Source organism: Mesobacillus sp. ABV4_180 (assembly GCF_056158485.1).
Genome location: NZ_JBSWTJ010000001.1, coordinates 1726168 through 1743705, shown reverse-complemented (window position 1 = coordinate 1743705; position 17538 = coordinate 1726168). Strand labels below are relative to the sequence as shown.

The window sequence follows — 17538 nt, the reverse complement described above, 5'->3', positions numbered from 1 at the left end:
GCATTACTCTCCATTCAGATAAAACAGTAACAGCCTTTCGAGCATAGTTCCTTCTTTTTGGATGGAATTGCTGGAAACCTTTATGGCTGCTCCCTCTGGTGCGTCATATCGGTGATAACTCTCATATTCTTCGTTAATCCACATGATACCATAATAGAATAAGATTGTGCATCCAGTGAACAATATAAACACCTTCAAAGTGTGCAGGATCAGTCCAAACCAGGATTTCATACGTTCTTGCCCCCATTTTTCACTCATCTTAAAGGATGGCTTTATTAGATTAGACTGTTGATTTCCGTTCCAGCCGCTTCGCTTTCCTCGGGAAGAATTATGAAAAAGCCAAACTGCCGGCTTTTTCAAAATGCAAATTCTTCCTTGGGGCTGGCACTGAGCCTCCTCGTCGCAAGCTCCTGCGGGTCTCACCTGTCCAGCGGATCCCGAAGGAGTCTGTGCGTCTTTCACTCCAATCAACAGGGCTTATTAACAACAATTGGATAAATAAATCCAGCTTCATTATATATTTATTAATCTGTATGCCAATTTGGACAAGAATTATACCTGCTGTAAAAGCAATTTTATCAGGAAATAAAAAACCCCTTCTCCAATACGGAAAAAGGGTTATGAATCATTCAGTTTCAGCCGTTTCCTTTTCCTGGCATCTGTAACAAATACCATGAAATGTCAGGCGGTGGTCTTTGATTTTGAATTTCCAGTCACGTTCAACGATTTCTTCAACATCCTCGAGAAGGTCGTCCTGAATTTCATCCACGGCTCCGCATTCAATGCAGACTAGATGGTGATGAAAATGGGCTGCGCCTTCCTGGCGGAGATCGTAGCGGGATACGCCATCCCCAAAGTTGATTTTATCGACAATTTTCAGTTCAGTCAGCAGTTCCAGTGTCCGGTATACTGTTGCCAAACCGATTTCAGGAGATTTTTCTTTAACAAGCAGATAAACATCTTCAGCACTCAAGTGGTCTTCTTCATGTTCAAGCAAAACGCGAACTGTAGCTTCGCGTTGCGGCGTTAATTTATAGCTGGACGAATGCAGCTGTTTCTTGATTCTCTCAATTCTGTTTTCCATTTCGATAACTCTCACTCCCCCGCCACTGTTCTTTTATTATATCAGAAGGGAAATGAGATTCAAAATAAAATTATTACAATCAAGAAACAATAGTTATTCTCAGATGAAAATCATTTTAGTTAATTGTATTGATAACAGCTTTCAGCAGGGCCGGTGATAAATATGCCTCCACTGCGGCGGCTGCCGCAAGGAATATGATCGCTGCCACAAAAGAAAAAATATATCTCAAAAATTGCGGCATGATTGGCTGATTAATTTTTTTCATGAATTGATTCCGGATCATTTTCAATGAAAAGGTTACTGCCATTGCCGCAGTGATGATAAATACTGGGATGATGATAAAGTTTTGCGGCAGGATGGATACGAAGGATAGTAAGAAGCCGTCCCAGTGCATTTGATTGACGAGGAAGCCGACCGTGAATCCTACGACCATTCCTTTCATGAACAACAGGATCAGAATCACAGGAAGTCCGATGATGGAAACTCCCAAAATCCAAATCAAGCCAATGAATTTCCCATTATGCAAAAAGCTTTGCAGAAATAAATCTCTGCCATCCGCAACCTTGCCTGAAGCGGCCTGTCCGAAAAATTGCGATAGATAATAGAACAGATCCTCTTTTTGCGTGAAGCTCAGACTGTTAACAATCACTGCCCCAAAGATCACTCCCATTAAAAACAGGACAATGACAAAAAGATAGATTGAGGAATACTCTCTTAAATGGTTTGCTGCGACGTCCTGGTATTTTCGTTTCTTCATCACTCTTCCTCCTGCATATTGGTTACTACCATCATATGCTCTGACTAGGAGTCTATGACTTGAATGTGGATTTTAATAGAAAGAACAAAAAGCGCTGGAAATAATGAGTGCTATATGTAGTTATCCACACCAAAACTATTTAATTTTTTCCTAAATAACGAAAAATCCGGCTTACAAAGCCGGATCGATTAATCTGCTATTTTTCCGTATTTGCCGCCTCCGCCTGCATGGAAGGCCAGTTTCCCTTTTCGTGCCATATCAATCATCCTGGCAGTTTTTTCGGGAATGACTTCTTCTAAAGAATCGACAGGTACCGAATGAAGGATGGCCATTTCTGTGCCAAAATGATCCATAAGCTTTTCCAGCATTTTCGGGCCAAGTCCTGGAATGAATTCAAGAGGTACCTGATGGATATATGGCGGCCTTCCTTCCAGAACTGCTTCAGCCGACTTTAGTTCTTCGATTCTGTCTGCCACACCCTTCACCTTTTTGAAAGAACCGCAATGCGTACAAGCTTCTTCAAATGAATGACTGTATGTTAAGCATTCTGCGCAAACAGAGCGGTGATACTTACCCAAATGGGGATCCAGGCCGTAATTGGCTGTTATTTCTCTGCCTTCTGCTCTCTTTAAGGCGAGACTAAGCTCACGGAAGGATGGTTCAGCCAGCTTGATTTTCTGGTACTCTCTCGCAATTTTGGCAAGGGAATGCGCGTCGGAATTAGTGACAAATGAGTATTGTTGAAGCTCGGAAAGCTGGCCAGCCATTCTTGTGTCAGAACTCAACCCTAACTCGATCCCATCAATCCGCTCCGCGTCAAAAACTTCTGTAAGCGTTGTTTTTACTCCTTTGCCATAAAGGCTCTTAAAAGGAGTGAAAACATGAGCCGGGATGAAGAGCCCACCAAACTCCTTTACCTTCCGTTGTAATTCACGGCCGGAAACATAGATTCTCTGGGAACTCAGGTGTACATTTTTCATGTGGCCTGACAGCCATTCCGAAAACTCCTTCATCATTCCGAGATAAGGTAAATAGCATAATACATGAATCGGGCCTTGAGTACTTTCATCATTAATTTCAAGCTCGGACCCAAGGATGATGCTCATCCCACCATACATTAATCCGCCATCAGAGTGTTCCTGAAGTTCCCCAGCCTTCAGCAGGACCTCCATCTCATCCAGCACTTCAGGAGAATGGCTGTCGATGATCCCAATCATGTTCAACCCTTTATGATCCCTGGCATGGCTGATGATATTGCCAAAGGTTAACGTTTTGGCACCTGTAATCTTGACCGCCCTGCCTGTTTTTGTCCTGCCAATATGAATGTGGAGATCAGCGAAGTATTCCTGCATTTACTTTCCCTGCGCCTCTAAAAGCTGAAGATGCAGCACCGCATACGCCGTCTTTGCATCATAAATTTTTTGATCTTTCACTAGGCCGACTGCCTCATCGAGAGTGACCTCCACAAGGTTGACGAATTCGTCTTCATCGGCGGATGCAGGGTTCGCTTTTTCAGATAGGCCAGTCGCTTTATATACATGGATGATTTCATCTGCGAAACCAGGAGAAGTATAGAAGGAAATTAACCACTCCAGATTGGTACATTCGTAACCAGTCTCTTCCTCCAGCTCCCGTGCAGCACAAATCTCAGGCTTTTCGCCCGCCTCCAGCTTGCCTGCCGGAATCTCGACGATTGTCCTTTCCAGAGCTTTCCGATATTGTTCCACCATGATGATTTTATTGTCAGCTGTCACTGGAATCACTGCAACCGCGCCGGGATGTTTGACAATTTCCCTTTTGGAGGTTTTACCATTCGGCAGTTCTACATCATCCACCTGCAGACTAATGACCTTTCCAGAAAATATCTTCTCCGTATTTAAAGTTTTTTCTTCAAGAGATTTCATGCGGACCCACTCCTGTTCTAATCCGATATCAAATGCTCATACATTTTACCATACTTGACCGAAAGGAGTATGGAGATGAAAATTTACGTTCATGGCCATGGAATCACACTGGCTGGAAAAGCGTGGGAGATCCAGCGTAAATTAAAAGAGTATGGCAAAAAGCATGAGCTTGTAAAAGACTGGATTGATGCAGTCAATCATTCAATGCGCCGTCCAGAATAGTTGAACCCACTCCATTCCTTTCGCTAAAATGAAAGAATCCAGAAAGGAACGGAGTGATTTTATGAATAAACGTCAATTAGGTTCATCCGATCTGTATGTAAGTGAAATCGGCCTTGGCTGCATGTCTTTAGGAACGGATTATGGAAAGGCGCAGACAGTGATTGAAGCTGCCCTGGAGGAAGACATCAATTATTTTGATACTGCTGACTTATACGATTTCGGAGAAAATGAAAAAATCGTTGGCCGAGCACTGAAGAATGTAAGGGATCAAGTCATTATCGCCACCAAAGCAGGCAACCGCTGGACAAAAGCTAAGGACAGCTGGACCTGGGATCCTTCAAAATCCTATATCAAAGAGGCTGTCAAGCAGAGCTTGAAAAGACTGGACACGGATTATATCGACCTTTACCAGCTGCATGGCGGAACAATAGAGGATCCGATCAATGAAACCATTGAGGCTTTCGAAGAATTAAAGTCTGAGGGGTTTATTAGATACTATGGCATTTCATCCATAAGGCCAAATGTCATTCGTGAATTCGCGCAAAAATCAAACATCGTATCTGTGATGATGCAATATAGCATACTGGACCGGCGTCCAGAAGAAGCTGCACTCCCGCTGCTCCAGGAAAAAGGAATCAGCGTCGTAACAAGAGGGACAGTAGCGAAAGGGATGCTGAGTGACAAAATGCTTGAGAAAGCATCTTCTAAAGGGTATCTCGACTATCGTTACGAAGATTTGCAAAAGGTCTTGCCATTGTTGAAAGAGAAGGTCTCCTCATCCCGTTCGCTTGCAGAGGTCGCCATCCAATACAACTTATCGCACCCTGCTGTAGCCTCTGTTGTTGCGGGAGCAAGCACCGTTGAGCAAGTGAAGGAAAATGCCGGCGCTGTGAGGGTAAATTCCCTTACGGCGGAGGAAATCAGTCTGATTCGGTCGATTACGAATGCTAATAAGTATGAACAGCATAGATAAAGTTATGGACGCCCCCTTTTCATTATTGAAAGGGGGCATTTTGATACGGCTTTTACATTAACTCGGTTTCCACTTTATGGCTCTTTTTTCAAGCTCCCTAACTAGCGGAGATTTTTCTTCTATGTATGACTCCATATCAAATTCATATTTGCCTGCAGCTACTTCTTTTACTTTTGCGTATCTGGCTGCTTCCTCTGGATGAGTCCTTAGATAATCCCGGAATACCAGATGTCTGTGCAATTCAGGACTGGCTTTTTCGTACGAATGCAAGTGTACCTTCCTGATGCCATTTTCACTCTTTTGAAAATAACGACGGCCGGGAATTCCGTTTTCGCCCTTTGCCTCGTAACCAGCTGCTGCAAGGGCAGGCGTTGCTTTTTCTACTTGTCCAAGACTGTCGGCAGCGAGCATGATGTCTATGATCGGCTTTGCACTGAGACCAGGGACGGACGTGCTGCCAATATGGTGGATCTCAACTCCCAGAGGTTTAAATATTGATACAAGAAGCTGTTTCTCCTGTTCAAAAAGCTCTGTCCATTCACTTCTGTAAGGCACAACCTCTACTCTTCTTCTCGTCATTTGAACTTCTTCCAATCCATATTGCTTTCAGAGAGCAACTCTTCAAAGGATTTGTTTTTCTCCCTTAATCGCTGTTCTTCTTTTTTACGCTGCAATTCAATCTGCTTTTTCTTTTCTTCCTCTTCCTTTAATTGCTGTTGCTGATCCTTTAGCTTCTGCATGATATCTTGATTCAAGAGATCCCCCAGTGTAGCTGGCTTCTCCTCTTTTTTTACTGGCTGCTGGCGTTTTTGTTTCTTCTTCACAGTTCATCCCTCGGTTCTTTGTTATTCTGTTAGGTTCGTTTGCTATTTACCGGTTTATCAGCTTAACAGAATTTGTTCATAACGCTGTGTTAAATTAGGCTGTTGACTTCCGTTCCAGGCGCTTCACTTTCCGCGGGGCTGGCGCTGAGCCTCCTCGTCGCAAGCTCCTGCGGGGTCTCACCTGTCCAGCTGATCCCGCAGGACATTGATTTTGCTTCCTCGAACCTGCCCACGCACGATGGAAATGCGTTAGCATTTTCGGAGGAGTCTGCGCGCCTGGAACTTAAATCAACAGGGCATAAAAAAAACAATATGCTTTAACACAGCCTTTTATAAAAAAATTATATCACCGAAATCAAGCAAATTAAATAAATCTAGTGCTGCTCCTCTTTACGAAGAAGGAACGCCACAATAATGGCGTTCCCGATTAATCAATATGCATCTAAAACGACTGAATCGTCTACCTGCAATTCTGGTTCTGTTGATTTGATGACATCCTCGACTGTATAGCCTGATGCTACTTCTGCAAGCTTCAGTCCGAAAGGTGTCACATCAATAACGGCCATGTCGGTGATGATCCGGTTCACCACGCCTTTTCCAGTTAACGGCAGGCTGCATCCTTTAAGGATTTTCGCTTCCCCGTCCTTATTCACATGTTCCATGATAACGATGATCTTCTGCGCCCCATGGACAAGATCCATTGCGCCGCCCATTCCCTTGATCATCTTTCCTGGAATCATCCAGTTTGCGAGATCACCAGATTCAGAGACTTCCATTCCGCCAAGGATGGCAATATTGATGTGTCCGCCTCGGATCATTGCAAAAGACTCGGCAGAATCAAAGTATGCCGCGCCTGGAATGGCGGTGACGGTTTCTTTACCTGCGTTGATCAAATCCGGATCGACACTGTCCTCTCCAGGATACGGCCCGATTCCAAGCAACCCATTCTCTGACTGCAAGACAACCTGCTTATCATCGGAAATGAAGTTTGCCACCAGCGTCGGCATCCCGATTCCAAGGTTTACGTAAAAGCCGTTCTCGATTTCTTTTTCAGCCCGGCGCGCGATTTTTTCCCGGACATTCCCTTTGTTTTTAATCATATGCCTTCTCCTTTCATGATCAGCCAGATTTAACTTCTCACTGTCAGCCTTTCAATCTTTTTCTCCTGATTGCCCGCTATCAGTGTCTGGACATAAATGCTTGGAGTATGGATGCTGTTCGGATCCAATTCGCCCACTTCACAGATTTGTTCTACTTCTGCAATCGTGACCTTGCCAGCAGCAGCGATCATTGGATTGAAGTTCCTTGCCGTTTTATGATAGACAAGATTTCCCATCTTATCGCCCTTCCACGCTCTGACAATACTAAAGTCAGCTGTCAGGGATTCTTCAAGGAGATATTCCTTCCCATTGAACATGCGGGTTTCTTTTCCATCAGCGATTGGGGTACCCACTCCAGCTGGAGTATAGAATGCCGGGATTCCTGCACCGCCTGCCCTGATTTTCTCAGCAAGTGTACCTTGCGGGATCAATTCAACTTCGATTTCACCAGACAATACCTGTCTCTCGAATTCTTTGTTTTCACCGACATAGGAACCAACCATTTTTTTGATTTGTTTGTTTTTAAGTAGTAAGCCAAGGCCCCAGTCATCAACGCCACAGTTATTCGAAATGACAGTCAGGTCTTTAACTCCTTTTTCAACAAGTGCCAGAATCGCATTTTCCGGAATCCCGCACAGCCCGAATCCCCCAACCATCAGCGTTGCGCCGTCATGGATATCCGCCACAGCATCTTGAAAGGATGTATAAATTTTTTTCATCGTTCTTCCCCCTTTGACTATGGAAAGCGCAGTGTAGCCGGAAGTTCGGCAATCACTGAGCTAGACATGATATTAGTTCACACTTTTAGGCCAGTTCCACCACGGTAGCGACACCCTGACCGCCGCCAATGCAAAGCGTCGCTAGACCCGTCTTTGCATTCCTTCGCTTCATTTCATGGATTAATGTTACTAGAATCCTGGCTCCGCTTGCTCCAATCGGATGGCCCAGCGCGATCGCCCCGCCATTCACATTCAGAAGATCCTTGTTAAAATTAAGCTCGCGGTCGACAGCAAGAGATTGCGCAGCAAATGCTTCGTTTGCTTCAACCAGTTCCATTTGTTCAAGGGTCATACCCGCTTTGTTTAATGCTTTCTTCACTGCGTTGACAGGACCGATCCCCATGATGCTCGGGTCGACACCAGCACTTGCATTCCCTTTGATGACCACAAGCGGTTTAAGTCCCAGCTCTTCAGCTTTTGCGCGGCTCATAACGACAAGCGCTGCAGCTCCATCATTGATTCCGGAAGCGTTCCCGGCGGTCACGCTGCCATCTTTCTTGAAGGCAGGGCGCAATCCGCCAAGTTTTTCGGCCGAAGTCCCCTTTTTCGGATACTCATCTGTATCAAAGACAAGAGGATCACCTTTCCGCTGCGGAATCTCAATCGGAACGATCTCATCATTGAATTTTCCTTCTGCAATGGCCTTCACGGCTTTTTCCTGGCTGGCTGCCGCAAACTCATCCTGTTCGCCGCGGCCGATTTCATATTTAGTGCACAGGTTTTCAGCCGTAACGCCCATATGGTAGTCATTAAATGCACACCAAAGTCCGTCGGTAATCATACTGTCTACCATTTTCTGGTCTCCCATTTTGAAACCTTCCCTGGCATTTTTTAATAAATAAGGTGCCTGGCTCATATTTTCCATTCCGCCAGCCACAACGATTTCCGCGTCTCCAGCGATAATCGCCTGTGCTGCCAGATGGACCGCCTTCAAGCCGGAACCACAAACTTTATTGATCGTCATAGAGGAAGCGCTTTCAGGGATGTCCGCTTTAATGGCTGCCTGCCTTGCAGGGTTTTGCCCTAAACCAGCCTGAAGCACATTGCCCATGATGATTTCATCCACCTGATCAGGCTGTACCCCAGCCTGCCTCAACGCGTCTTTTATGACCGCTGCCCCTAATTCTGGTGCGGAAATATTTTTCAAACTCCCATTAAAGCTGCCGATTGCTGTTCTTACCGCAGCTACGATTACTGCTTCGGTCTTGCCCAAACTGCTCACCCTTTCTGAAGTTCTCACATGTTATTTACTTCTATTGATTTGAATCAAATCCCTTTTATTTTATCAAAATTTTATTTATTCTTGCATTTTTAAAAATATTCTATTTACAATTAGACTATCTGAAGAGGAGGGGTACATACTATGCTGCAGCTTCCCAAGAAGGTTGAAATAATTGAGGTAGGCCCAAGAGACGGACTTCAAAACGAGAAAAATTTTGTTCCTACGAATGTAAAAAAAGAGTTTATTATTGCATTAAAAAATGCCGGACTTAAAGAGATGGAGCTCACTTCCTTCGTATCGCCGAAATGGGTTCCCCAGATGGGCGATGCTGCGGAAATCGTTGCAGATTGTCTTGACGGAAACACGAGGAACATCGTCCTCGCCCCAAATAAAAAGGGAATTGAACGTGTCTATATGACCGATTGCAAAGCCGTCGCTGTCTTTGTCGGTGTCAGCAATACCTTTAATCAAAAAAATATTAATAAAACAACTGCCGAGAGTCTTGCCGAAGTGCTGCCGCTGATTGCTGAGCTGAAAGCGAAGGATTATTTTGTACGCGCCTGTATTTCAACAGCCTTTTACTGCCCATATGAGGGTAAAGTGGAAGAGGATGAAGTCCTTGCACTTTGCGGTGAGTTTGTCCGTGCCGGTGTCGATGAGCTGAGCGTGGCCGACACAATCGGCATGGCAGCGCCCCATGAGTCTTACTCATTGTTTTCAAAATTAACAGAAGCATATCCTGATGTGCTGATGACCGCGCATTTCCATGATACAAGGAAGCTTGCACTGTCCAATATTTTTGCCGCACTTCAGGCTGGTGTCACCCGCTTTGATACTTCAGCCGGCGGTCTTGGCGGCTGCCCATTCGCACCTGGTGCTGCCGGAAACGCCGCGACTGAGGATGTCGTCTACATGCTCCACAGGATGGGAATCGAAACAGGAGTGGATCTTGATAAACTGCTCCAGGCTGTTGAGCTCATCCAGCCTCATATTTCAAGGCCGATAGAAAGCACTTACTATAAGCTGAATTCAGTCCGTGTTTAAAAAACTTGCATAACCTCCCTTCCAGAAATCCATCTTATTAGAAGAAGTGATTTTGAAGAAGGGAGCTTATTTTATGAGCCAAAAACGTGACAAAGGCTACAGCCAGCAAGGCAAGCCCAATGCAGACACAGTTAAGCAGCAGATTGCTGCAGAGGATTTGGAAAAAGCAATCCACCCAACAAAGCGTCAAAATTCCCAGCAATAAGATTTTTCGGACCGCCTGAAACGGCGGTCTTTTTATGTTTGTAATTCACATATAATGGTAAAATAAAGAAAAACAAATTATCGGAGGGTTGATCTTGAGAAAGGCGTTCCGTGTGTTATTTTCCTTTTTGATTGTTTTGGCCTCACTGGGGGTTTTTATATCCAATAAAGTCATGTTTTTAAAAAGGAAAGATGACGAAGAAATTTTCAACCGTGAAAAGGAAGCTGGCCATCTGGTGCCCGATGAATATGAAGCACTGCCGAAAAGGGAAGTGATCATCCCCTCCTCTTTTGGCTATTCATTGAAGGCCGTCCTCGTTGAACCGAATGACACAAACCGTTACATTATCATTGCCCACGGTGTCACACAGAGTAAGACGAACTCCGTGAAATATATGAATCTTTTCCTGAACAAAGGCTTCAATGCGGTTATTTATGACCATCGCCGTCACGGGGAATCTGGAGGGAAGACCACAAGCTATGGTTTTTATGAAAAGTTCGATCTTAAATCAGTGGTAGATTGGCTGAGGGAGGAAAAAGGCCCGGATTTGCTCCTTGGAATCCATGGTGAATCCATGGGGGCTGCTACCCTGCTCCTTTATGCGGGCATCCTGGAAGATGGCGCAGATTTCTATGTCGCTGACTGCCCTTTCTCCGACTTCAGCGAGCAGCTCGCCTATCGCATTAAGGCAGAGGTCAAGCTCCTGCCAACCAAACTATTGCTTCCAGTTGCCAACTTGTTCGTCCGCATCCGTGATAAATATTCATTGAGTGAAGTATCTCCTATTGCTGTTATTGAAAATATTAAGAACCCGATCCTCTTCATACATAGCCGCAAGGACGACTTCATTCTGCCCTCGATGACCGAAGCGCTTTTTGAGCAGAAAAAAGGACCAAAGAAACTGTTCATGGCCGAAAACGGCCTGCATGCCCAGTCCTACAGCCAAAATCGGGAACAATATGAGAAAGTGCTTGATGAATTCCTCGAGGAATATGTATTTGCAGATCATGGAGACACGGTAGCGGGACAGTAACTGCGTTGTGGGAAGTCTGTATCGGACACTTTTCTCTCCTCCCGGCTTCGTTTTGTCCGATGACCACAGAAAAAAGGATGGCTCATCCCGGAGCCATCCTTTCCCTTTACTGCTTTTCACCCTGGCGATCAATTTCTTTGCCCTCGGCGTCGAGTGCCCTGACTTGTTTATACTCGCCAATATCATAATAATAACGTTCGTTTTCTTTTTCAAAGATTTCTATTTTCGTAAACTTGCCGTCAGCTCCCGCCGCTTCTATTGTCTTAATGTTCGGGTTGACGATTTTTCCGAAGATCACAGGAATTTTTGCATCCAATTTCCCATCTTCATTAAAGGCTGTGAATGTGTCTGCATACAGGATCATAAAATCATTTTTATAATAAGTCCAGTGGTTATGCCCTGCATTTTCCCAGCCTTCTTTTTCGCTGCCCTTAATATAGGCGACTGCCAGTGCGTCGAATGTGTTGGAGCCTTCCTTTTGTTCTGTTGTGTAAAAGACGAGCCAGCCATCCTCTACCTTTTCCTTGTGGACCAACTGTTTGATGTTGAACGGAATTCCATTTTGGATTGCTTCTCCTGCAGTCCTGTACGCGCACGCAGACAGCATTAACATGCACATCACCAGTATCGCTGCTTTTCGCAATTTCGCCATCTCTATCCCCTGCCTTCTCACCAAACTTCTATGTATATCTACAACCTTCTCTCTTATTTAACCTTTTTTTCAATTTTTTGTAAACTCATACACTCGTTTTATCGTAAAAGCTCATTCTTGGGTTCAAATATTCATTTGGACTTTTTAATTGGAAACAACCTGTCGTATCCTTGTAGTCAAGCGTCATTTCCTCATCAAAAAAGACTTCTCTTGCTTTTTCAATATAGACGGGAATGCTGCCCGTTTCTATTTGATTTTCATCCTCATCCCGTTTACTTTCAAGCCAAAGGGCAGCTACACCATTCACTGCACAGCCGCAGCCATCAATATCATATTTCAGTTTTACAAATCCTTTTTTTTCTGAAATTTTTTCCTGCAGTTTTTTTGATGCTGCGTCGGTGATTTTTAATTTCATGACTTGCACCTCCTTGCTGGTTTTCAGGTCTGTTCGCTCCAATCAAAAGTGGACCAAAAATCAACCTTAGCTTAAATTGAGCCTTCATTTTAACATACCATGATCAATATTTCGTTTCGGAGCCCTTGTGTTCATTTCAAAATAACCTTGCAATTTCTCTGGAAAGCTTTTACTATCAAAGATAATTGTGACAATATGAAAGGAGTGTTTTTTTGTCAAAAGTAACGATTAAAGTAAATGATAATGGTTCAATAAGAATTACCGGCGATGTTGAGTTGTTGGATGGTGCCGGCAATAAGTATGAGACTAAGCCGGCTTTCTCGCTTTGCCGCTGCGGTATGAGCAAAAACATGCCGTTCTGCGACGCTTCCCATAAAGGGAAATTCGAGTCGATCGTGCGTGCACCGCAAACGGAAGAAACAGAATAATTCATTGAGGGCAATGGTCGTTCCATTGCTCTTTTTCATGGGGATTCGTTGACTAAAATAGGCTACCATTCATCCGCAAGCCTGACATCGGCAATAGCCGAAATGTCGATGCGGTGGATTTCCTCGAACCTGTCAACGATATGGAGTTTCTGCCCGAGCTCATTCCAGTAATGGATTTTCCCGATCACCAATTCGTACTTCCTCTGCCGGTAATAGGTTATGCTGAGCGGGCGATTGTACTCCATCGCTTCGAGGATCGTTTCATTCAATTGTTCAAGCTGCTGTTCATCCAGCTGTTTTTCTTTTTCGTATCCGTCTTCCTGTGCCCAGTCGCGCAGCATTTTTACATGTTCAGGAAGCATCATGGACGTCCACTTGATTCTTCCGCGGTCACGAATCATCTTGATTCCTCCCTTCTTCTATCAGCCTTTATGCCCGCCAACCAGGGCCGCACGATGTCTTGCTGTGCCGGCGGCCGTATAGGAAACGGCCCTTAGGAGAGCGGCTGATCCGTATCGGCTGCGAATCCGGTCCATCGCATAGCCCAGCTCTTTCTTTTTCCAGCCGTTTTTTTCAAATAAATTCAATTGGAATTCACTGTCGGCGACAAGATTACCGAGGGAAATCGAAATGCTGCGCACCGTTTTTCCTGTATAATTCTCGGCAAAAAGCTCAAGGCAGACACGATACAGGTCCATCGTAATATTGGTTGGTTCCTCAATCGTCCTTGAGCGGTGGAAGCCTCCTCCAAATTCATCCTGGCTGTAGCCAATCCCAAAGCTGATTGTCCGGCCTGCTTTTCCATGGCTCCTTGCCCTGCGTGCGACTTCTTCGCACATTTCGAGGATGACATGTTTGATTTCCTCTTCTTCCTTATAATCCCGGAGCAAAATCTGGCTCTTTCCAAAGCTGACCTGCCCTTCCATGATCGGTGCTCCGATATCCGAAAAATCGATTCCCCATGCATGCCAGTACAGCTGATTGCCCATGATGCCGAATTTTTTCTCCAATTTTTCAAGGTCATAACGGGCCAGCTGCCCGACTGTGAAAATCCCCATGCTGTTCAGTGTTTTTTCAACGCGGCGGCCAATCCCCCACATTTCCCTGAGCGGCGAGACACTCCACAGCTTCGTCTGAACATCGTCATAGGTCCATTCGGCAATTCCTTTATTCTTTGCATCAAGATCAAGACACAGCTTCGACATCAGCATGTTCGGGCCAATCCCGATTGCACACGGGAGCTGGAACTCGCGCTCAATGTCATCTTTGATTTTTTTTGCGATTGAAGCAGCGTCGCCCCAAAGTTTTGAAGCTCCATCGACTTTAATGAAGCTTTCATCGACACTGTAAGTATGGATCGCTTCCTTCGGGACATAGCGATTGAATACGCGGGAAATTTCGGTGGAAATTCGCAGGTACGTTGACATTTGCGGATCAACGACAACTATTCGCGGATTATCGGGAATTTCAAACTTTCGTGACCCGGTCTTGATGCCAAACTCCTTTTTCAAGCGGGGGGAAGCGGCCAGGACAACGCTACCCGGGCGATCGAGATTCCCGACGACAGCCAAGTAGCAGTCAAGAGGATCAAGGCCGAGCATCACGGCGGAACAGCTCGCATAAAAGCTCTTCATATCCACGCACAGAATCTTATTTTGCGGCATTTCGCTGTAATCCACCAATATTCCCTCCTCCCTTCTGCAGACTGCCTGCTGACATTAAGAACATCCGTTCTATTTCATTATACCCATAATAATAAGCGAATATGCGTTCGGTTTCAATGGAAATTTTGCGGCGGACTGACTTAATTAAGGTTTAAATGGTGTGTCATTCCAAGGCTGGACAATTTTATAAAAGGCTGTTTTCAGCCGGCAGTTCTGAGTATAATCAAAAGGGAGAGGTGCTGTTTTTATGGATAAAAAACTCATTCGCAAAATGGTCCAAAAGTGCTTCGTGCAATATCGGCATGAGGACTCCCTGCCGTTCGGCGAGGCAGAATTCGAGGGTTTATATGAAAAGATTTTGGAACTAAAGAGCGAAGAACCTGAGGCGGACTTGCATGAAATCATCCATGATGCCGTTTATGAATTTTTGGCAACGTAAGAGCAAAGGCTGCCCTTTTGAGGACAGCCTTTCGATTATTTTAATCTGATATTTGCTTCACCTTTGATTGTTGCGGGGTAGTCATTCAGCTTTAAGGTAATCGGTCCTGATGCTGCTTCTTCACCGAAATAGGGAATCAAGAATTCAACAAATTCTTCTTCGCCGCTCCATCTGACAGCTTGTGAGCCATCACCGATTTTCCCGCCGTTTTGGTCAACTGCCTGGTCAAGAGAAATATTTTCTTCTTCAGAGCCCCTACGGAAGGTGAGCATCAATTGATTCTCCTCCCTGCCCACCTTTAGCAATCTGCCGTCATCTGGAGACTTCAGGATTTCAAGTTTAGCCGGATCAACAATAATTTCAAGCTCCTTTTTATCAATTGCCCGCAAGGAATTAAAGCGAAGATACAGCTCTTTTGGCTTCTTGAAAAAATTACTCTGCAAATAAAACTCTTTTGTGTCTGCATCAGAATAGACAGATGTTGTTCCATTCGTGATTGCTGCCCACTCACCTCCCGTTTCATCAACGAGTCTCAAATCCTCAAATCCAAAAATTCGCTTTGAATTACTCTTATCAAAATGGACAGTTACACCAATCCTTGTTGGGTAGATCGATACTTTTTCGACAGTGATTTTCTGTCCTTCGAATTCGACTGTTTCATTTACTTCAACTATTTCTTTTTTATCCTTGAAGGCATCCTTGTCGATCGAGAATGGGAGCACCCATGTATCAGCAAGCTTAGTCAGAGGCTTACCATCTTCTGTTCTTCCTTCAGCTAGCTCGATACTCAGCTTCAAGTTTTCTGGCAGATTATTCTCATAAAATTCATAGGTTGCCTGAAGCAGCTGCTCGTTATTTTGTGCGTCATCTATCCATCCGCCAAAAGAAGACACTGTTTCTTCTATGTTATTCCCTGCACTGTCGGTCATCCTCAAGTTTTCAACCGAGATTTCCTTATGCCCTCCTGAAGAGTCAATCTTATAAAACAGCACCATCATCTGTTCGTCTACAATCACCGAATCTAATGTGACCTTAAGGCCGTCATGTTCATCTGATACATCGATTTTTTGTGCGAAGTCATTTTCGACGGCTGATGTCAATCCTTTGTCGAAACGCACAAGCTCAACAATCTTCTCCATCCCCGGTATTAAGGTGACATACGAAGCAAATGTTTCTGAGGTCCTGAGCATCGCTGTAAAAGCAAAAATCAGGATGGCTGCTGACGCGAATGTTCTCATAAAAAATAGGTTTTTCTTCTTTTTCCTTTTCCCCTGGCTGATTCCGGCAGCAATCGCCGCGTCAAGCTGAAATTCAGGAACTTCAATATTCTCAAGTGCGGCCTGGGCCTTTGTCAGCTTTTTTTCCTCGGCATTAAGCATAGCCCAATCCCCCCTTATCTTCGAGCTGTCCGCGAAGTTCCTTCAGCCCTTTATTAAGCCATGTCTTCACTGTGCCTTCAGGACATTCAAGAATTTCAGCGATTTCCTTGATTTTAAAATCATGCACATACTTCAATTCGATGACCTGCCTTGTTTTGGAATCGAGCTTTCCGATGACTTCCTCCACCTCGAGCCAGCTGGACTGATGCTCGGCCCCCATCAGGCTGATTAGATCATCGCTGACAAGTATACGCTGCTTCTTCTTCAATTCATCATTGCAATAGTTTAACAGGATCCTTGTCAGCCAAGTCGTAAAGTATTGCGGGTCCTTCACCTTGCGGATCGAGCGGAAAGCCCTGTACGTAACCTCCTGCAGCGCTTCGACTGCATCCTCGCTATTTTTCAAGTAACTGAGGGCGATCCGGTATAGGCGTACTTTATGAAGCTGCATCAATTCGTAAAATGCCGCTTCATCGCCTTTCTTCGCCCTGCGTACCAATTCCTGAAGCTCCAAAATGTCTCCCCCTGACTTTGTATCTATCTATTAGACCTGTAAGGCGAAAAAAAGTTTTAAAAGATTAAAAAAACCGCCAAAAAAATATTTTGGGCGGTCTTTAAAAAACTATTTTTGGTTAAAAGCCTTCTTTCCAAAAAGCTCAAATGCCCGCGGAAATAAAGTGTAGAATATGCTGCCTGCATTCATCCAGCGCGGCAGATTGATTTCCCTTGTTCCAGTCAGCATCCTGCCGACTACCTGGCTGGCAACATATTCTGGTTTTAGCATGAATTTTTTTACATTTTTTACGTAGTTGCCCTGTTTATCTGCGATGTTAAAGAAATTCGTTTCAATCGGCCCTGGATTTACAGACGTAACAAAAATATTATCATCCGCAACCTCCATGCGCAGACTGTTCGTATATCCAAGCACCGCATGCTTAGTTGCCGAATAGACGCTGGATTTCGGCGTAGCAATCTTGCCGGCCTGGGAAGCGATATTGATGATATGGCCGCTTCGCCTTATCTTCATCCCTGGCAGCACCATGGCTGTGCAGGCCATCAAACCTACAACATTGACGTCAAACATCGATTTGATATCTTCGATTTTCGCTTCGTGGGCGAAGTCGAAAATACCAAAGCCAGCATTATTGACTAGAATATCAACATGTCTAATTTCAGTTAGAACTTGGGAGAACACGGCCTTGATTGAATCAGTATCCGATACATCAAGCTTCTGAGCATGGACATTGATGGCGTATTTTGCTTGTAATTCCGCTTTTAAAACCTCAAGTTTATCATTGCCACGGGCAAGGAGGACTAGATTCGCTCCACGCGCAGCACAAAGCCTGGCAATTTCAGCCCCGATCCCTCCGGAAGCACCCGTAATAATTATATTTTTTCCTTTTAATGATTGCAT

General features: G+C 44.7%; 24 protein-coding genes. 7 read left to right on the top strand and 17 right to left on the bottom strand.

Annotated features, from left to right (window positions below):
• Nucleotides 1-3: 3 nt before the first annotated feature.
• The 5 genes from ACXAEA_RS08735 to ACXAEA_RS08715 form a co-directional block, all read right to left on the bottom strand.
• On the bottom strand, nucleotides 4-231 hold the full coding sequence (locus ACXAEA_RS08735) for a YqzK family protein (protein WP_475095508.1): 228 nt from the start codon (nucleotides 229-231) through the stop codon (nucleotides 4-6).
• A 394-nt stretch (nucleotides 232-625) separates the two neighbouring features.
• Nucleotides 626-1084 (bottom strand): ferric iron uptake transcriptional regulator, encoded by a 459-nt coding sequence (gene fur, locus ACXAEA_RS08730; RefSeq protein ID WP_475095507.1) that lies wholly within the window; start codon nucleotides 1082-1084, stop codon nucleotides 626-628.
• Nucleotides 1085-1199: 115 nt separating this feature from the next.
• The gene (gene spoIIM, locus ACXAEA_RS08725) at nucleotides 1200-1841 is read right to left on the bottom strand and encodes a stage II sporulation protein M (protein ID WP_475095506.1); all 642 of its coding nucleotides are present in this window, start codon (nucleotides 1839-1841) and stop codon (nucleotides 1200-1202) included.
• Nucleotides 1842-2029: 188 nt separating this feature from the next.
• Complete coding sequence (locus tag ACXAEA_RS08720; protein ID WP_475095505.1) at nucleotides 2030-3193, bottom strand: endonuclease Q family protein; 1164 nt, start codon at nucleotides 3191-3193, stop codon at nucleotides 2030-2032.
• The gene (locus ACXAEA_RS08715) at nucleotides 3194-3745 is read right to left on the bottom strand and encodes an NUDIX hydrolase (protein WP_475095504.1); all 552 of its coding nucleotides are present in this window, start codon (nucleotides 3743-3745) and stop codon (nucleotides 3194-3196) included. It lies immediately after the preceding gene.
• A 75-nt stretch (nucleotides 3746-3820) separates the two neighbouring features.
• Here ACXAEA_RS08715 and mciZ point away from each other — a divergent pair, with 75 nt between their 5' ends.
• The gene (gene mciZ, locus ACXAEA_RS08710) at nucleotides 3821-3967 is read left to right on the top strand and encodes a Z-ring formation inhibitor MciZ (protein ID WP_475095503.1); all 147 of its coding nucleotides are present in this window, start codon (nucleotides 3821-3823) and stop codon (nucleotides 3965-3967) included.
• A gap of 61 nt (nucleotides 3968-4028) precedes the next feature.
• Complete coding sequence (locus ACXAEA_RS08705) at nucleotides 4029-4940, top strand: aldo/keto reductase (protein ID WP_475095502.1); 912 nt, start codon at nucleotides 4029-4031, stop codon at nucleotides 4938-4940.
• 57 nt (nucleotides 4941-4997) lie between these two features.
• Here ACXAEA_RS08705 and ACXAEA_RS08700 read toward each other — a convergent pair whose 3' ends face one another.
• From ACXAEA_RS08700 to ACXAEA_RS08680, 5 genes are all read right to left on the bottom strand, one after another.
• Nucleotides 4998-5519 (bottom strand): GrpB family protein, encoded by a 522-nt coding sequence (locus ACXAEA_RS08700; RefSeq protein WP_475095501.1) that lies wholly within the window; start codon nucleotides 5517-5519, stop codon nucleotides 4998-5000.
• The gene (locus tag ACXAEA_RS08695) at nucleotides 5516-5764 is read right to left on the bottom strand and encodes a YqkE family protein (RefSeq protein WP_475095500.1); all 249 of its coding nucleotides are present in this window, start codon (nucleotides 5762-5764) and stop codon (nucleotides 5516-5518) included. The genes ACXAEA_RS08700 and ACXAEA_RS08695 overlap by 4 nt, the downstream gene beginning before the upstream one ends.
• Nucleotides 5765-6195: 431 nt before the next feature.
• The gene (locus ACXAEA_RS08690) at nucleotides 6196-6864 is read right to left on the bottom strand and encodes a 3-oxoacid CoA-transferase subunit B (protein WP_475095499.1); all 669 of its coding nucleotides are present in this window, start codon (nucleotides 6862-6864) and stop codon (nucleotides 6196-6198) included.
• Between the two features lie 29 nt (nucleotides 6865-6893).
• Nucleotides 6894-7583, bottom strand: coding sequence for a CoA transferase subunit A (locus ACXAEA_RS08685; protein WP_475095498.1), 690 nt, complete (start codon nucleotides 7581-7583; stop codon nucleotides 6894-6896).
• 85 nt (nucleotides 7584-7668) lie between these two features.
• A complete protein-coding gene (locus tag ACXAEA_RS08680) occupies nucleotides 7669-8856 on the bottom strand; it encodes an acetyl-CoA C-acetyltransferase (RefSeq protein WP_475095497.1) in 1188 nt (395 codons plus the stop codon).
• Nucleotides 8857-9006: 150 nt separating this feature from the next.
• Here ACXAEA_RS08680 and ACXAEA_RS08675 point away from each other — a divergent pair, with 150 nt between their 5' ends.
• From ACXAEA_RS08675 to ACXAEA_RS08665, 3 genes are all read left to right on the top strand, one after another.
• Complete coding sequence (locus tag ACXAEA_RS08675; protein WP_475095496.1) at nucleotides 9007-9909, top strand: hydroxymethylglutaryl-CoA lyase; 903 nt, start codon at nucleotides 9007-9009, stop codon at nucleotides 9907-9909.
• Between the two features lie 73 nt (nucleotides 9910-9982).
• On the top strand, nucleotides 9983-10114 hold the full coding sequence (locus tag ACXAEA_RS08670) for a hypothetical protein (protein ID WP_264190911.1): 132 nt from the start codon (nucleotides 9983-9985) through the stop codon (nucleotides 10112-10114).
• A gap of 94 nt (nucleotides 10115-10208) precedes the next feature.
• On the top strand, nucleotides 10209-11147 hold the full coding sequence (locus ACXAEA_RS08665) for an alpha/beta hydrolase (protein WP_475095495.1): 939 nt from the start codon (nucleotides 10209-10211) through the stop codon (nucleotides 11145-11147).
• A gap of 106 nt (nucleotides 11148-11253) precedes the next feature.
• Here ACXAEA_RS08665 and ACXAEA_RS08660 read toward each other — a convergent pair whose 3' ends face one another.
• Together ACXAEA_RS08660 and ACXAEA_RS08655 are read right to left on the bottom strand one after the other, a co-directional pair.
• Complete coding sequence (locus ACXAEA_RS08660) at nucleotides 11254-11799, bottom strand: hypothetical protein (protein ID WP_475095494.1); 546 nt, start codon at nucleotides 11797-11799, stop codon at nucleotides 11254-11256.
• 85 nt (nucleotides 11800-11884) lie between these two features.
• Nucleotides 11885-12214, bottom strand: a complete 330-nt coding sequence (locus ACXAEA_RS08655; RefSeq protein WP_475095493.1) for an iron-sulfur cluster biosynthesis family protein — start codon at nucleotides 12212-12214, stop codon at nucleotides 11885-11887.
• Between the two features lie 212 nt (nucleotides 12215-12426).
• Between ACXAEA_RS08655 and ACXAEA_RS08650 the strand changes: the two genes are divergently transcribed.
• Nucleotides 12427-12642 carry a CDGSH iron-sulfur domain-containing protein gene (locus ACXAEA_RS08650; RefSeq protein ID WP_475095492.1) on the top strand — a complete coding sequence of 72 codons (216 nt, stop codon included), beginning with the start codon at nucleotides 12427-12429 and terminating at the stop codon, nucleotides 12640-12642.
• 62 nt (nucleotides 12643-12704) lie between these two features.
• Here the strand turns inward: ACXAEA_RS08650 and ACXAEA_RS08645 are convergent, their stop codons facing one another.
• Nucleotides 12705-13043, bottom strand: coding sequence for a YolD-like family protein (locus ACXAEA_RS08645; protein WP_475095491.1), 339 nt, complete (start codon nucleotides 13041-13043; stop codon nucleotides 12705-12707).
• Between the two features lie 21 nt (nucleotides 13044-13064).
• A complete protein-coding gene (locus ACXAEA_RS08640; RefSeq protein WP_475095490.1) occupies nucleotides 13065-14324 on the bottom strand; it encodes a Y-family DNA polymerase in 1260 nt (419 codons plus the stop codon).
• Between the two features lie 229 nt (nucleotides 14325-14553).
• Between ACXAEA_RS08640 and ACXAEA_RS08635 the strand changes: the two genes are divergently transcribed.
• A complete protein-coding gene (locus ACXAEA_RS08635) occupies nucleotides 14554-14745 on the top strand; it encodes a YqzH family protein (RefSeq protein WP_475095489.1) in 192 nt (63 codons plus the stop codon).
• A 35-nt stretch (nucleotides 14746-14780) separates the two neighbouring features.
• Here ACXAEA_RS08635 and ACXAEA_RS08630 read toward each other — a convergent pair whose 3' ends face one another.
• The 3 genes from ACXAEA_RS08630 to ACXAEA_RS08620 form a co-directional block, all read right to left on the bottom strand.
• The gene (locus ACXAEA_RS08630; RefSeq protein WP_475095488.1) at nucleotides 14781-16124 is read right to left on the bottom strand and encodes a DUF4179 domain-containing protein; all 1344 of its coding nucleotides are present in this window, start codon (nucleotides 16122-16124) and stop codon (nucleotides 14781-14783) included.
• Nucleotides 16117-16638 carry a sigma-70 family RNA polymerase sigma factor gene (locus ACXAEA_RS08625; protein ID WP_475095487.1) on the bottom strand — a complete coding sequence of 174 codons (522 nt, stop codon included), beginning with the start codon at nucleotides 16636-16638 and terminating at the stop codon, nucleotides 16117-16119. Before ACXAEA_RS08625 ends, ACXAEA_RS08630 begins: the two co-directional genes overlap by 8 nt.
• 108 nt (nucleotides 16639-16746) lie before the next feature.
• A complete protein-coding gene (locus ACXAEA_RS08620; protein ID WP_475095486.1) occupies nucleotides 16747-17538 on the bottom strand; it encodes an SDR family NAD(P)-dependent oxidoreductase in 792 nt (263 codons plus the stop codon).

What these genes read in the sequence shown, in the direction of transcription:
- ACXAEA_RS08660 (WP_475095494.1), bottom strand. Translation starts at nt 11,799, where the DNA reads ATGGCGAAATTGCGAAAAGCAGCGATACTGGTGATGTGCATGTTAATG.
- spoIIM (WP_475095506.1), bottom strand. Translation starts at nt 1,841, where the DNA reads ATGAAGAAACGAAAATACCAGGACGTCGCAGCAAACCATTTAAGAGAG.
- ACXAEA_RS08685 (WP_475095498.1), bottom strand. Translation starts at nt 7,583, where the DNA reads ATGAAAAAAATTTATACATCCTTTCAAGATGCTGTGGCGGATATCCAT.
- ACXAEA_RS08655 (WP_475095493.1), bottom strand. Translation starts at nt 12,214, where the DNA reads ATGAAATTAAAAATCACCGACGCAGCATCAAAAAAACTGCAGGAAAAA.
- ACXAEA_RS08715 (WP_475095504.1), bottom strand. Translation starts at nt 3,745, where the DNA reads ATGAAATCTCTTGAAGAAAAAACTTTAAATACGGAGAAGATATTTTCT.
- ACXAEA_RS08690 (WP_475095499.1), bottom strand. Translation starts at nt 6,864, where the DNA reads ATGATTAAAAACAAAGGGAATGTCCGGGAAAAAATCGCGCGCCGGGCT.
- ACXAEA_RS08620 (WP_475095486.1), bottom strand. Translation starts at nt 17,538, where the DNA reads ATGCAATCATTAAAAGGAAAAAATATAATTATTACGGGTGCTTCCGGA.
- ACXAEA_RS08705 (WP_475095502.1), top strand. Translation starts at nt 4,029, where the DNA reads ATGAATAAACGTCAATTAGGTTCATCCGATCTGTATGTAAGTGAAATC.
- ACXAEA_RS08645 (WP_475095491.1), bottom strand. Translation starts at nt 13,043, where the DNA reads ATGATTCGTGACCGCGGAAGAATCAAGTGGACGTCCATGATGCTTCCT.
- ACXAEA_RS08670 (WP_264190911.1), top strand. Translation starts at nt 9,983, where the DNA reads ATGAGCCAAAAACGTGACAAAGGCTACAGCCAGCAAGGCAAGCCCAAT.
- fur (WP_475095507.1), bottom strand. Translation starts at nt 1,084, where the DNA reads ATGGAAAACAGAATTGAGAGAATCAAGAAACAGCTGCATTCGTCCAGC.
- ACXAEA_RS08635 (WP_475095489.1), top strand. Translation starts at nt 14,554, where the DNA reads ATGGATAAAAAACTCATTCGCAAAATGGTCCAAAAGTGCTTCGTGCAA.
- ACXAEA_RS08735 (WP_475095508.1), bottom strand. Translation starts at nt 231, where the DNA reads ATGAAATCCTGGTTTGGACTGATCCTGCACACTTTGAAGGTGTTTATA.
- ACXAEA_RS08630 (WP_475095488.1), bottom strand. Translation starts at nt 16,124, where the DNA reads ATGCTTAATGCCGAGGAAAAAAAGCTGACAAAGGCCCAGGCCGCACTT.
- ACXAEA_RS08700 (WP_475095501.1), bottom strand. Translation starts at nt 5,519, where the DNA reads ATGACGAGAAGAAGAGTAGAGGTTGTGCCTTACAGAAGTGAATGGACA.
- ACXAEA_RS08720 (WP_475095505.1), bottom strand. Translation starts at nt 3,193, where the DNA reads ATGCAGGAATACTTCGCTGATCTCCACATTCATATTGGCAGGACAAAA.
- ACXAEA_RS08675 (WP_475095496.1), top strand. Translation starts at nt 9,007, where the DNA reads ATGCTGCAGCTTCCCAAGAAGGTTGAAATAATTGAGGTAGGCCCAAGA.
- mciZ (WP_475095503.1), top strand. Translation starts at nt 3,821, where the DNA reads ATGAAAATTTACGTTCATGGCCATGGAATCACACTGGCTGGAAAAGCG.